This is a genomic window from Streptomyces tendae, from assembly GCF_014650435.1.
Classification (GTDB): domain Bacteria; phylum Actinomycetota; class Actinomycetes; order Streptomycetales; family Streptomycetaceae; genus Streptomyces; species Streptomyces tendae.
This window is the reverse complement of the sequence record NZ_BMUY01000011.1, coordinates 180,988-194,335: the sequence shown is the minus strand read 5'-3', so window position 1 is coordinate 194,335 and position 13,348 is coordinate 180,988. Positions and strand designations below refer to the sequence as shown.

Here is a 13,348-nt window from a genome sequence, read left to right as displayed (position 1 = left end):
GGGTGACTAGCGGTCGAGGACCAGGGCGAGGCCCTGGCCGACGCCGATGCAGAGGGTGGCGATGCCGGTGCCGCCGCCCTTGCGGGCGAGCTGGTGGGCGACGGTGCCGGCGAGGCGGGCGCCCGAGGCACCGAGCGGGTGACCGAGGGCGATGGCGCCGCCCTGCGGGTTGAGGACCGCGGGGTCGAGCTCGGGCCACTCGGCGACGCAGCCCAGCACCTGGGCGGCGAACGCCTCGTTGAGTTCGAGCACGTCCAGGTCGGCGAAGCTCCGGCCGGCCCTGGCGAGCGCGCGGTTCACCGCCTCGACGGGGGCGAGTCCGAAGTACTGCGGGTCGGTCGCCGAGACACCGGTGGCCGAGACCCGGGCGAGCGGCTCGCGTCCGGTGGCCCGCAGCCCCTCCTCGTCGACCAGGAGCAGCGCGGCGGCGCCGTCGTTGAGCGGGGAGGCGTTTCCCGCGGTCACCGTGCCGTCGGTCTTCCTGAAGGACGGCCTGAGCCTGGCCATCGCCTCCAGGGACGCGTCCGCGCGTACGCACTCGTCGGCGGCGAAGTCCACCGGGTCGCCCTTGCGGCGCGGCACCGGGACGGCGGTGATCTCGGCGTCGAACAGGCCGTCGGCCTGGGCGCGGGCCGCCTTCCCGTGCGAGGCGAGGGCGTACTCGTCCTGCTGCTCGCGGGTGATCCCGTGCTTGTCCGCGATCAGCTCCGCCGACTCGCCGAGCGGGATGGTCCACTGCGGGTCCATCGCCGGGTTGACCATGCGCCAGCCCAGGGTGGTCGAGTACATCTCGGTGTGCCCGGCCGGGAAGGGCCGGTCCGACTTGGGCAGCACGTACGGCGCCCGCGTCATCGACTCCACCCCGCCCGCGAGCGCGACCGAGGCGTCGCCGACCGCGATCGCACGGGCGGCCTGGATCACCGCTTCGAGGCCGGAGGCGCACAGCCGGTTCACGGTGACGCCGGGGACGGTGGTGGGCAGGCCGGCCAGGAGGGCGGCCATGCGGGCGACGTTGCGGTTCTCCTCACCGGCGCCGTTGGCGTTCCCGAAGTACACGTCGTCGATCCGGGACGGGTCCAGGTCAGGGGTGCGGCCGAGGAGTTCACGGATCGCGTGCGCGGCCAGGTCGTCCGGGCGCACGCCCGCCAGACCCCCGTTGTACTTGCCGAACGGGGTGCGCACCGCGTCGACGATGAAGACGTCCCTCACTTCAGTCCCTCCGCGCTCTTCGCGACGACGAGCTTGGCATCGGTCTTGGCGACGACCTCGTCGACGTCGACGCCCGGGGCGGTCTCCACCAGGACCAGGCCGTCGTCGGTGACGTCGAGGACGCCGAGGTCGGTGATGACGCGGTTGACGCACGCCTTGCCGGTGAGCGGCAGGGCGCACTCCTCGAGGATCTTGGGCGAGCCGTCCTTGGCGGTGTGGGTCATGACCACGATGACGGTGCGGGCGCCGTGGACGAGGTCCATCGCGCCGCCGATCCCGGTGATCATCTTGCCCGGGATCGCCCAGTTCGCGAGGTCGCCGGAGGCGGAGACCTGCATCGCGCCGAGCACCGCCACGTCGATGTGCCCGCCGCGGATCATGCCGAAGGACAGGGCCGAGTCGAAGAAGGCGGCGCCCGGCCGGACGGTGACCGTCTCCTTGCCCGCGTTGATCAGGTCGGGGTCCACCTCGGCCTCGGTCGGGTACCGGCCGGTGCCCAGGATGCCGTTCTCCGACTCCAGGGTGACCTCGACGCCCTCGGGGAGGTAGTTCGGGATCAGGGTGGGCAGGCCGATGCCGAGGTTGACGTACTGGCCGTCCGCCAGCTCCAGCGCGGCCCGGGCGGCCATCTCTTCACGCGTCCAGGCCATCAGGAAGTCACCGTCCCTCGTGCCGGAGGCGCGGAAATCGTACGCCGCTCTATCTTCTTGTCGGTGGCCTGCTCCGGGGTGAGGGCCACGACCCGCTGGACGAAGATGCCCGGCAGATGCACGGCGTCCGGGTCGATCCCGCCGGGCTCGACCAGCTCCTCCACCTCGGCGATCGTCACCCGCCCGGCCATCGCGGCCAGCGGGTTGAAGTTGCGGGACGACTTCGCGAAGACCAGGTTGCCGTGCCGGTCGCCCTTGGCCGCGCGGACCAGCGCGAAGTCCGTGCGGATGCCGCGCTCCAGCACGTACTCCGTCCCGTCGAACTCGCGGACCTCCTTCGGCGGCGAGGCCAGCGCGACGCCGCCGGACCCGTCGTACCGCCACGGCAGCCCGCCGTCGGCGACCTGGGTGCCGACCCCGGCGGGGGTGTAGAAGGCGGGGATGCCCGCGCCACCGGCCCGCAGCCGCTCGGCCAGGGTGCCCTGGGGGATCATCTCGACCTCCAGCTCCCCGCCGAGGTACTGGCGCGCGAACTCCTTGTTCGCGCCGATGTAGGACCCGGTCACCCGGGCGATGCGCCCGGCGGCGAGCAGGACGGCCAGCCCGGAGTCCATCGCCCCGCAGTTGTTGGAGACCACCGACAGCCCGCCGGTCCCGCGCTCGTACAGCGCCTGGATCAGCACGTTCGGCACACCGCTCAGCCCGAAACCGCCCACCGCGAGCGACGCGCCGTCGGGCACGTCGGCCACCGCCGCACCGGCCGTGGCCACCACCTTGTCCATCCGAGAAGCCCCATCTCGTCCGCGCGCCCCGGAGCAGATAGTCAGGGCACTGAGTATTTCAGCGAGGTTTCCCACACGCTGCCACCGGACGGCCGGGGCGTCAAGACCCACAAAATGCGAGGTAGATCGTGTATGGCGTTCTCGGGCGTTCGTGCCTCGTGCCATGTATCGTCAGTGCACCGATGAAAGTGACCATGGGAGCGCGCGCATGGCAGCGGTCGATCTGACCACCCACCCCGGCCACCTGGCCAGGCGGCTGCAGCAGGCGCACTACCTGCTGTGGAACACGATGGTCTCCGAGGAGACCACCTCGCCGCAGTACGCCGTCCTCAACGCCCTGGTCGCCGAGCCGGGCCTGGACCAGCGCACCGTGGGGGAGCGGGTGGGCCTGGACCGCTCCACCATCGCCGAGGTGGTCAGCCGGCTCGGCCGCCGCGGGCTGCTCGACAAGGTCCGCGACCCGCAGGACGGCCGCCGGTCCCTGCTCCGGCTCACCGACGAGGGCCTGCGCGTCCACCGCAGACTGGGTGTCCGCGTCGCCCGCATGAACCAGGTGTTCCTCGCCCCGCTCGCCGCCGACGAGCAGGCGGTCTTCATCGACCTCATGCGCCGGGTCGCGGACGCCGCGGAAGGGCTCCGCAACCCGGCGGAGCCGACGGCGGCACCCGGCTGACGAGGGACTTTCCCCTCAGGAGCGCCCGGCGAAGACGACCCACACCTGGCCCTCGGCGAAATTCAGCGGCTTTCCGTCCCCGGTGGTGAAGGTCGTGCCGTCCGCGGCCGCCCCCCGCTTCCAGGTCGCGTCGTAGGCGCGCCCGTCGCGCAGCACCTCCGCCTCCCCGGAGCCCACCGACTCGACGTAGGGCGAGTTGCTGCCCCGGAAGTCGCGGAAGTCCGATTCGCGCACCTTCACGTGCTGCACGACGACCGTGGCCGGGGCCAGCCGCCCGCCGTCCGCCGTGCGGGCCGGGGAGCCGTCCATCGAGACCAGCCACCGGTCCCGGCTCCCGGACCAGGTGAAGGTGAAGCTCGCCGAGGGATAGCGCACCGTGCGCGTGGACTCCGCCCGGCCGCCCGCCGGGGCCTTGCCGTAGGTGAAGCCGGTGGTGAGGGCCGCGCCCCCCGAGGGCTTTCGGAGCAGCTCGCCCGGTCGCAGGTAGAGGTTGTGCGGGGCCTGCCGGTCCGCGGCGCGGACGTAGGCGTCGGAGTCCTCGCCGGGCGGCTCGGCACGCAGGGGCGCCTTGTCGATGAGCGGCAGCAGCTTGCTCTGCGCACCGGAGAACGCCAGCACCGGCCGGTCGAACTGGCCGAGCAGCTCCAGATCGGACTCGCGGGCACTGCGCACCGGCCCCACCGACGCGGGCAGCTCGGTCGCGTAGATCGCCATCAGCCGGCTCAGTCCGGCCTCCACCGGCTCGGCGTAGACGACGTCCGCGGCCTCCAGGCCGGTCTGCGGGCGGGCCTCGCGCACGTTGTCGACCTTCACGGCGAGCACCGGTCCCGAAGCGGGGGCGGCGCTGGGTGAGCGCTCCGGTTCCGGCGCCCGCCCGTCCTGTTTCGCGCCGGGTCCCGCCGTGCAGCCGGCGGCGGCCAGTGAGACCGCCACCGCCGCCGTCAGCAGGGCGGCGTACCGGCGCTCCCTTCGCATCCGCGTCCCTCGCCGCATACCGCGTTGCATCCCGACCATCCCGTCCACCCATCCCGTGTCATTGATTGTGCGCTTCTTGAAGCATTTAGTGCCATACCTGACTGAATCCGATACGGCACACGGAACGAGGCAGATAATCCGCTGTTCGGCCGAAAAGACCGCCGGGTTCGGCGACGGGAACCCCGGGGTACCCGGCCGCCACGCAGAACCGACGCGCACGGCGACGGAGGGAGCGCGGGGCGATGAAGGCAGTGACATGGCAGGGCAAGCGGGACGTGCGGGTCGAGGAGGTGCCGGACCCGAGGATCGAGGAGCCGACCGACGCGGTCATCCGCGTCACCTCCTCCGGGCTGTGCGGCTCCGACCTGCACCTCTACGAAGTGCTCACGCCGTTCATGACACCGGGCGACATCCTCGGCCACGAGCCCATGGGCATCGTGGAGGAGGTCGGATCCGAGGTGACGAACCTGAAGCCGGGCGACCGGGTCGTGGTGCCGTTCCAGATCGCGTGCGGACACTGCTACATGTGCGACACCGGGCTGCCGACCCAGTGCGAGACCACCCAGGTCACCGGCGAGGGCATGGGCGCCCCGCTGTTCGGCTACACCCGCCTGTACGGCGCGGTGCCCGGCGGCCAGGCGGAGTACCTGCGGGTGCCGCAGGCTCAGTACGGCCCGATCAAGGTGCCCGAGGGCCCGGCCGACGACCGCTTCGTCTACCTCTCCGACGTGCTGCCCACCGCCTGGCAGGCGGTCGAGTACGCGTCCGTCCCGCAGGGCGGCAGCGTCGCCGTGCTCGGCCTCGGCCCGATCGGCGACATGGCGTGCCGGATCGCCCGCCTCAAGGGAGTCGACAAGGTGTTCGGCGTGGACCTCGTGCCGGAGCGGCTGGAGCGGGCCCGCGAACGGGGCGTGGAAACGTTCGACCTGCGGTCCTTCGACAACGAGAAGGAACTCGTCGCCGCGATCCAGGACCGGACGGACGGCCGCGGCCCCGACGCCGTGATCGACGCGGTCGGCACCGAGGCGCACGGCGGCGCCGTGGCCAAGCTGGTGCAGCAGACCGCGGCGGTGATGCCCCGGGCCATCGGCGGGCCGCTGGCCGAGCGGTTCAGCATCGACCGGCTCGCCGCCCTCTACACCGCGATCGACCTGGTGCGCCGGGGCGGCACGATCTCGCTGTCCGGCGTGTACGGCGGCATGGCCGACCCGATGCCGATGCTCACCCTGTTCGACAAGCAGGTCCAGCTGCGGATGGGCCAGGCCAATGTACGCCGCTGGAGCGACGAGATCGTGCCGTACCTGACCGACCAGGACCCGCTCGGCGTCGACGGCTTCGCCACCCACCGGGTGCCGCTGGCGGACGCGCCGCACGCCTACGAGATGTTCCAGAAGAAGCAGGACGGCGCGGTCAAGGTGCTGATGAAGCCGTAGGAGCCGGGGCGCCGGCGCGTCAGGACCCGCCGAGGATCTCCGCCAGGTCGTATCGGACCGGTTCCTCCAACTGCGCGTAGGTGCAGCTCTCGGGGGTCCGGTCCGGGCGCCAGCGGCGGAAGCGGGCCGTGTGCCTGAAGCGCGCCCCGTTCTCCATGTGGTCGTACGCCACCTCGACGACCCGCTCGGGCCGCAGCGGCACCCAGGACAGGTCCTTCTTGCCCGACCAGCGGCTCGGCGCGCCCGGCAGCCGGGCCGACTCGTGCGCGGCCTCCTCGGCCCAGGCGGCCCACGGATGCCCGGCGGCGTCGTCCATGCGCAGCGGCTCCAGCTCCTCCACCAGCTCGGCCCGGCGCTTCATGGTGAAGGCGGCACTCACCCCCACGTGCTGGAGCACACCCCGGTCGTCGTACAGCCCGAGCAGCAGCGAGCCGACCACGGGCCCGCTCTTGTGGAAGCGGTACCCGGCGACGACCACGTCCGCCGTGCGCTCGTGCTTGATCTTGAACATGGCCCGCTCGTCCTGCCGGTAGCGCAGATCGAGCGGCTTGGCGACGACGCCGTCGAGCCCGGCACCCTCGTACTGCTCGAACCACCGCCGGGCCACCTCGATGTCGTCCGTCGCCGGCGCCACGTGCACCGGCGGCGTCACCCCCGACAGTGCCCGCACCAGCAGCGCCCGCCGATCGGCCAGCCCCACGTCGAGCAGGGACTCGTCGTTCAGCGCCAGCAGATCGAAGGCGACCAGCGAGGCCGGCGTGCGCTCCGCCAGCGTCCGCACCCGCGAGTCCGCCGGATGGATCCGCTCGGTCAGCGCGTCGAAGTCCAGATGCCCGTCCCGCGCGATCACGATCTCCCCGTCCACCACGCACCGCTCGGGCAACCGCTCCCGCACCGCCGCCACCAGCTCCGGGAAGTACCTGGTCAACGGCTTGCCCGTCCGACTCCCCAGCTCCACCTCGTCCCCGTCGCGAAACACGATCGCCCGAAACCCGTCCCACTTCGCCTCGTAGTGCATCCCCGGCGGAATCCTCACCACGGACTTGGCAAGCATCGGCTTCACGGGCGGCATGACAGGCAGATCCATGCTCCGATTCTGTACGCCGCCGGCGCTTTCCCGCCTGTCGGGCGCCACGCCCAGCCCCGGCTGGAGGACTCGTCGCGAGCAGCTTGATCGACAACAACATTCCCGCCCCGATCACTCGATCGTGTTGCGCCGGTCGAACCACCTGACATGTCGCCACCGCTGCATCACGCTTCCTGCACGTCGTCGACACAACGGGAGAACTCGTGGCCAGTCCCTACCTCAACGCCCCGCTCACGCCTGTGCGCCCCCGTATGTACGGGTCGACCCTGGCCAAGGTGGTCTGGACGCTGGTCCCGATCATCACGCTGGGACTCGCCGCCGCCGTTCCGTTCGTCGTGGCCGCGGTCAAGGGCGTGGTGAAGCCGTGGCTGGCAGGTGTGTACGTCGTGGGGGAGGTCGCCTTCTTCTCCGTCGCCCTTGCGATCAGCCCGGACCCCGACGACACCAACCCCGTCCCCGGATTCCTCCTGGCCCTGCTGATCATCACGGCCGCCACCCACGCCGTGCTCCTCGACAACGACAGGATCAGTGTCGGCAAGTAGCCTCCCGGCGCCCGGGCGGGCCGGATCATGCGTGTTCTTTCGCCCCCGGCATCCGATATGCGAAGCGGAGGTGCTGGGCCTACCGTGGCTCGCATGGTGGAAGCGGTGGAGCTGGAGGTGGGCGGGCGGGCCGTGCGGCTGTCCAGCCCGGGGAAGGTGTTCTTCCCGGAGTGCGGGTACACCAAGCTGGATGTGGCCCGGTACTACCAGGCCGTCGCCCCGGGCGTCCTGCGTGCGCTGCGCGACCGGCCCACCACCCTGCAGCGGTACCCGGACGGCATCACCGGCGAGTGGTTCTACCAGAAGCGCGCGCCCAAGGGGATGCCCGACTGGATCCCGACCGCGCACATCACCTTTCCCAGCGGGCGCAGCGCCGACGAGATGTGTCCCACCGAGGAGGCGGCCGTGCTGTGGGCCGCCCAGTACGGCACCCTCACCTTCCATCCCTGGCCGGTGCGCCGCGACGACGTCGACCACCCCGACGAACTGCGCATCGACCTCGATCCGCAGCCCGGGACGGATTACGACGACGCCGCCCGTGCCGCCCACGAACTGCGCGCGGTTCTGGAGGAGTTCGGCGGGCTGCGCGGCTGGCCCAAGACGTCCGGCGGGCGCGGCATCCACGTCTTCGTGCCGATCGAGCCGCGCTGGACCTTCACCCAGGTGCGGCGCGCCGCCATCGCCGTCGGCCGCGAGATGGAACGCCGGATGCCCGACCGGGTCACCATCAAGTGGTGGAAGGAGGAGCGCGGCGAGCGCATCTTCATCGACTACAACCAGACCGCCCGCGACCGCACCATCGCCTCCGCCTACTCCGTGCGGCCCCGCCCGCACGCGCCCGTCTCCGCCCCGCTGACCTGGGACGAGGTGGGCGTCGCGCACCCGCAGGACTTCGACATCACGACGATGCCCGCGCGCTTCGCCGAACTCGGCGACGTGCACGCGGGCATGGACGACGTGCGGTACTCCCTCGACGCGCTGCTGGAGCTGGCGACGAAGGACGAGCACGACCACGGGCTCGGTGATCTGCCGTACCCGCCCGAGTATCCGAAGATGCCGGGCGAGCCGAGCCGGGTCCAGCCCAGCCGGGCCAGGAAGAAGGCTCCCGGCCCGGACTGAGCCACGACGCGGACCCCTAGAGGTCCTTGATCCGGACGTCGCGGTACGAGACCACGTCCGAGGTGCTGTGCACCTGGAGTCCGATGTAGCCGGAGGCGAACCGCCGCCCGTCGGTGCCCGGGTCGTCCGAGCGCTCGGGGTAGAAGGTCTGGCCACCGAAGTTGTCGAACTCGTTGATCAGCACGCCGTTGCGGTAGACCGAGTAGTGCTGGTCCACCACCCGGATCTCGTAGTCGTTCCAGGTGCCCTTCTCCGTCACGCCCGCGCCGGCCAGGCCGACCCGGTCGAAGCCGTAGAGGGAGCCCGTCTTGTACATGTCGCCGGTCGGGCTGTCGAACACCTGCACCTCGTGCCCGTACTTGATGGCGACCCACTCCGGTCGGGACTCCTCCGGGTGGTCGTGCACCTGCGGGAAGCGCACGAAGACGCCGCCGTTGGTGTTCGTGGTGCCCGCCGCGTCGTCACGCCACTGGAGCTTGAGCGAGAAGTCGCCGTACTTGCGCTCGGGGAACCACAGCATGCCCATGCCGGGCGTGCTGGTGCTGGACGTGATCGACCCGTCCGGGTTCAGCCCGAACGAACCGCCGCCCACCTGCTCCCATTTGGCGAAGGAGTCCTGGGTGCCGTCGAGGATCGTGCGGTAGCCCTCGGTCTGGCCGGGCAGCCCGATCTTCGACTGCTTGGCGGCCTTGTTGATCGCCCGGTACTCCCGCTTGTCGACGACGCCCTCGTCCAGGAGGCCGTCCATGACCTCACGGACGTGCTTGAGGAACAGCGCCTGGGACGTCCACTCCTTCTCGTCCTCGATCATCTCGTTGATCCGGCACCGGTTGTTGGTCACCCGGTTCGGCACCCCCGTGTCGACCGTGCCGACGATCACCGTCTGGCGCTCGTCGTACTCCGGGCAGGGCGGCGGCGGCACCTGGGCCGCCACCACCGAGAAGCTCACGGTCAGCGGCTCGGAGGTGTTGCCCGCCTTGTCGCTCGCCCGGTACGCCACGGTGTGCCGGCCCACCCGGTCCACGACCACCGGGTCGGTGTACGCCAGGTAGGGCCCGGCGTCCAGCGAGTACTCCACACCGGCGACGCCGGAACCGCCCTCGTCCGCGGCGTTCACGGTCACCTTCGCGCTGCCGACGTAGGCGCCGTCGGAGTTCTTGGTGCCGTCCACGGTCGCGCCGGTCACCGGCGGGGTGGTGTCCTGCGGGGGAGCGGCGGCCACGGTGAAGGCGACGCTCTTCTCCGCGGCGACGTTGCCCGCCTTGTCGGTGGCCCGGTAGCGCACGGTGTGCTCACCGACCTCGTGCACCATGACCGGCGCCGTGTACGCCGTCCAGGCGCCGTCGCCGACCGCGTACTCGATGGTGTTGACGCCGGAACCGGTGTCGGAGGCGGTGACGGTCACCGTCGCCATGTCGATGTACGCCCCGTCCGCGTTCTTCTCACCGCTGACCGTCGCCGAGGTCTCCGGCGCGGTCGTGTCGTCGGTGTCCGGCGCGGCCACGGCGAACGTGACGCTCTTCTCCTCGGCGGCGTTGCCCGCCTTGTCGAACGCCCGGTAACGCACCACGTGTTCACCGACCTGGTCGACGACGACCGGCGTGGTGTACGGCTGCCAGGCGCCGTCGGCACCGATCGCGTACTCGATCCGCTCCACGCCCGAGCCGCCCTCGTCGGTGGCGGCGATGCTCACGGTCGCGGAACCGACGTACGCGCCCTCGGCGTTCTGCGTGCCGCCCACCTCGGCCGAGGTCGCGGGCGCCGTGGTGTCCTCGCCGCCGCCGCCCTCGGTGACCACGAGCACGCCCGTCATCTGGCCGTGGCCCGGGATCGTGCAGTGGTACATGTACTTGCCGGGGGTGAGGGTGACCTCTGCGGTGTGCTTGCCGCCCTCCGCGTCGTTCGGGTTGGCCAGGATGTTCAGCTGCACGTCCTGGTTGTACGCGGGATCGCTGGTCATGAACGTCAGCGTGTGCGGCATGCCGGTGGTGTTGCCGGTGGCCTCACTGTTCTCGAAGACGATCGTGGCCGGGCCGGCCACCGCCGTCTCGGGCGCCGACGTGTACTTGGTGATGTCGTCACCGGCCGTCCAGGTGAGCACCTGGTCGGCGGCGGCCGCGGCGGGTGCCTTCGCGGGCTGCCCGGAGGCGGACGTCGCCTGCAGTCCGAGCACCATCAGCAGGCCGGCCAGCAGCGCGGCCCACATTCTTCGTTGGCGTATCACTCGGTCCCCCTCGCCAGCTGTCCGGCGGCCGGCGTCGGACCGCCGCCCTCGTAGGTGACCCGCCACAGGGCCGACTTGGAGTCCGAGGTGAAGAAGCCGCGGCCGTAGTCCAGGACGTACAGCGCGCCGTCCGGGCCGAACTTCCAGCCCATCAGGTTCTTGATGCCGTCGTTGCCGATCGGCACGATCTTCTTCAGGGACTCCGAGTGCACCGGCAGACCGCCGTCGCCCTGCGTCTTCGGGTCCATCAGTACCGCGTTGCGCGGCTGGTCGGCGTCGTAGAAGTCACCGACGAACCACTTGCCGTCCCAGTACGCGGGCCACTTGGTGTCACTGGTGCTGTCGGCGTCGTACCGGTAGAGCGGGCCGTTCATCGCGGCCTGGCCGCCGCCCTTGAGCCAGGGCAGCCGGTAGGTGGCCTCGTCCTGCTCGTACGACGGGACGCCGTTCTCGTCGCGCGGGAAGTCGGGGCCGCCGCCCTGCGGCGAGTACCAGATGTTGTTGCCGGTCACCGGCGGCAGGTTGACCAGGCCGTCGTTGTTCGGCGACTCGTTCTTCGGGTGGTCGCAGTCGTACCAGCCCAGCGGCTTCGACGGGTCCGGCAGGTTCCGGTCCCGGTACGGCTGCTTGTTGCCCATGCAGTACGGCCAGCCGCGGTTGCTCGCCTTGGTGATGGTGGCGAACGTGTCGTACTTGGCCGGACCCCACGTCGGCGACGGGGCACCGGCGTCCGGGCCGACCCAGCCCGCGTACAGGGTGTCGGTCTTCTTGTCGACGGAGATGCGCGCCGGGTTGCGCACACCCATCACGTAGATCTCGCCGCGCGTCTTGCCGCCGCCCTCGGCGGTCTCCTTGCCGGTGAAGAGGTTGCCCTCCGGGAGCGTGTACGTCCCGTCCTGCTCCGGGTGGATGCGCAGGATCTTGCCGTTGAGGTTGTTGGTGTTGCCGGCCGTGCGGCGCGCGTCGGCGAAGGACACGCCCTTGAAGTTGGGCTGCGGGTTGTTGCCGGAGTAACCGTCGCTGAAACCACTGGAGTTGTTGTCACCGGTGGCGATGTACAGGTTCCCCTTGGAGTCCCAGGCCATCCCGCCGCCCGCGTGGCAGCAGCTGTGGATCTGCACCGGCCACTTGAGCAGCACCTTCTCGCTGCCCATGTCCAGCTTGTTGGTGGCCGGGTCGAGGGTGAAGCGGGAGACCCGGCGCTCGGCCATGTGCGTGTCCCGGTTGATCTCGGAGTGCGGGGTGTAGTGCAGGTACACCCACCCGTTCTCCGCGAACCTCGGGTCCAGCTCGATGCCGAGCAGGCCCTCCTCGACCTTGGTCAGCTCGTCGCCGCCGCCCTTGTTGCCGAAGACGGTCAGCGCGCCCGCGAGGGTGACCTTGTCGGTCTTCGGGTCCCAGACGTGGATCTCGCCCGTGCCCTTGCCGACGTTCGGGTCGTTCCAGTCGGTCACCACCGGCTGGGAGGAGTCCGCGCCGCCGCGGCCGATGTAGAACACGCGGCCGTCGGGCGCGGTGACCAGGCCGTGCGGTTCGCCGATCTGGTCGTTCTGGCCGGGCTGGTTGGGGTCGGTGAGCCGCTCGGCCTTGTAGTTGGCGTTGATGGTCGCCTTGCAGTCGGCCTGCGACAGCCGGGTCGTCCACATCAGGGCGCCGCGCAGATGGGTGCGGAAGTCGGTCTCGTCGTACGACGACACCGTGCCGCCCATGCCGGTGTAGAACGACCGGCCGCCGTCGTAGTCCCGGCACCAGCTGACCGGGTGGTCCGCCCCGTTGGCGCTCGTTCCGGGCGCGTACGTCGACTCGCGCACCCTGGCCACGGTGTGGACCTCACCGGACGGGTTCTTCTGCCAGTTCAGCCACTCGTCGGGGCGCTTCCACTCCAGCGGCAGGTCCTTGGTGGCCGGATGCCGCCGGTCACCGACCTCGACCGTGGCCCGCTGGACCTTGGCCGGACTGCCCGCGGCCGGGCGGGCGCCGACCAGACCGGTGAACCAGTCCGAGTACGGCTCCGCGCGGGCCGCGTCGTGGACGCCGACGAACCCGCCGCCGGCCTCCATGTACGCCTCCAGGCCCGCCTCCTGAGCAGGCGTCAGGACATCTCCGCCGCCGGTCAGGAACACCACCGCGTTGAAGCGGCCGAGCTTCTTCTCGTTGGTGAAGACGTTGGCGTTGTCCGTGGCCTCGACCGCGAACTGCTCCTTGGCAGGCCCGGAGAGACCGATCCGCTCGATGGCCGCGATACCGGCGTTCACCACCGGGGACTCGTCCCCGGCCGCGGCGGAACCGTAGAAGATCAGCACCCGTACATTGGCGCCGCCGGGCGGCGACTTGATCGACATCGTTGTCAGGGATGGGTCCGGCGCCGGACGTGCGCTGGCGGCAGGGCCGGCCAGCAGTCCCGCGGCGACGAAAGCGGCGGTGGCGCACGCCGCCCAGCCTTTTCTTCTCGCGCTCAACCCTCTTAAGGGCATGGGCACCTCCTCGGTCACGGCAGCAGCGCCAAGGAAGCTAGACCTCTTTGCGCGGTACGCCAATAGGTATGACCGCAATCGAACGAACTTTGTCCTGAGTGTGGATAAACGCGGCGGCAACCGGTACGGTCCCACAGGCTCATCACAGCCAATCAGGTCCTGGGTCTGCGCACATTCCGT

The 13,348-nt window shown here is 70.8% G+C and carries 11 protein-coding genes; 4 read left to right on the top strand and 7 right to left on the bottom strand.

All coding sequences use genetic code 11. The features are described from left to right. Positions 1-6: 6 nt before the first annotated feature. From IE258_RS27945 to IE258_RS27935, 3 genes are read right to left on the bottom strand one after another with little or no spacing between them, the layout of a single operon-like run. Positions 7-1,209: a thiolase family protein gene (locus IE258_RS27945; RefSeq protein WP_189747904.1), complete on the bottom strand. Its 1,203-nt coding sequence runs from the start codon at positions 1,207-1,209 to the stop codon at positions 7-9. Beyond that, the gene (locus IE258_RS27940) at positions 1,206-1,859 is read right to left on the bottom strand and encodes a CoA transferase subunit B (RefSeq protein WP_189747902.1); all 654 of its coding nucleotides are present in this window, start codon (positions 1,857-1,859) and stop codon (positions 1,206-1,208) included. The genes IE258_RS27945 and IE258_RS27940 overlap by 4 nt, the downstream gene beginning before the upstream one ends. Beyond that, on the bottom strand, positions 1,859-2,641 hold the full coding sequence (locus IE258_RS27935) for a CoA transferase subunit A (protein WP_189747900.1): 783 nt from the start codon (positions 2,639-2,641) through the stop codon (positions 1,859-1,861). Before IE258_RS27935 ends, IE258_RS27940 begins: the two co-directional genes overlap by 1 nt. A gap of 208 nt (positions 2,642-2,849) precedes the next feature. Here IE258_RS27935 and IE258_RS27930 point away from each other — a divergent pair, with 208 nt between their 5' ends. Next, positions 2,850-3,314 carry a MarR family winged helix-turn-helix transcriptional regulator gene (locus IE258_RS27930; RefSeq protein ID WP_159325818.1) on the top strand — a complete coding sequence of 155 codons (465 nt, stop codon included), beginning with the start codon at positions 2,850-2,852 and terminating at the stop codon, positions 3,312-3,314. A 15-nt stretch (positions 3,315-3,329) separates the two neighbouring features. On the opposite strand, the gene IE258_RS27925 is transcribed toward IE258_RS27930, so the two are convergent. Further along, a complete protein-coding gene (locus IE258_RS27925) occupies positions 3,330-4,307 on the bottom strand; it encodes a DUF3048 domain-containing protein (protein ID WP_189747898.1) in 978 nt (325 codons plus the stop codon). A gap of 224 nt (positions 4,308-4,531) precedes the next feature. Between IE258_RS27925 and IE258_RS27920 the strand changes: the two genes are divergently transcribed. Next, positions 4,532-5,722: a zinc-dependent alcohol dehydrogenase gene (locus IE258_RS27920; RefSeq protein WP_189747896.1), complete on the top strand. Its 1,191-nt coding sequence runs from the start codon at positions 4,532-4,534 to the stop codon at positions 5,720-5,722. A 19-nt stretch (positions 5,723-5,741) separates the two neighbouring features. Here the strand turns inward: IE258_RS27920 and IE258_RS27915 are convergent, their stop codons facing one another. After that, complete coding sequence (locus tag IE258_RS27915) at positions 5,742-6,809, bottom strand: ATP-dependent DNA ligase (RefSeq protein WP_189747893.1); 1,068 nt, start codon at positions 6,807-6,809, stop codon at positions 5,742-5,744. Between the two features lie 203 nt (positions 6,810-7,012). On the opposite strand from IE258_RS27915, the gene IE258_RS27910 reads away from it, so the two are divergent. Both IE258_RS27910 and ligD read left to right on the top strand, forming a co-directional pair. Further along, positions 7,013-7,351: a hypothetical protein gene (locus tag IE258_RS27910; RefSeq protein WP_189747891.1), complete on the top strand. Its 339-nt coding sequence runs from the start codon at positions 7,013-7,015 to the stop codon at positions 7,349-7,351. Positions 7,352-7,444: 93 nt separating this feature from the next. Beyond that, a complete protein-coding gene (gene ligD / locus IE258_RS27905; protein ID WP_189747889.1) occupies positions 7,445-8,470 on the top strand; it encodes a non-homologous end-joining DNA ligase in 1,026 nt (341 codons plus the stop codon). Positions 8,471-8,486: 16 nt separating this feature from the next. Here ligD and IE258_RS27900 read toward each other — a convergent pair whose 3' ends face one another. Then, positions 8,487-10,676 carry an OmpL47-type beta-barrel domain-containing protein gene (locus IE258_RS27900; RefSeq protein WP_189748147.1) on the bottom strand — a complete coding sequence of 730 codons (2,190 nt, stop codon included), beginning with the start codon at positions 10,674-10,676 and terminating at the stop codon, positions 8,487-8,489. Between the two features lie 14 nt (positions 10,677-10,690). Then, a complete protein-coding gene (locus IE258_RS27895; protein ID WP_189747887.1) occupies positions 10,691-13,168 on the bottom strand; it encodes a ThuA domain-containing protein in 2,478 nt (825 codons plus the stop codon). Positions 13,169-13,348 lie beyond the last annotated feature (180 nt).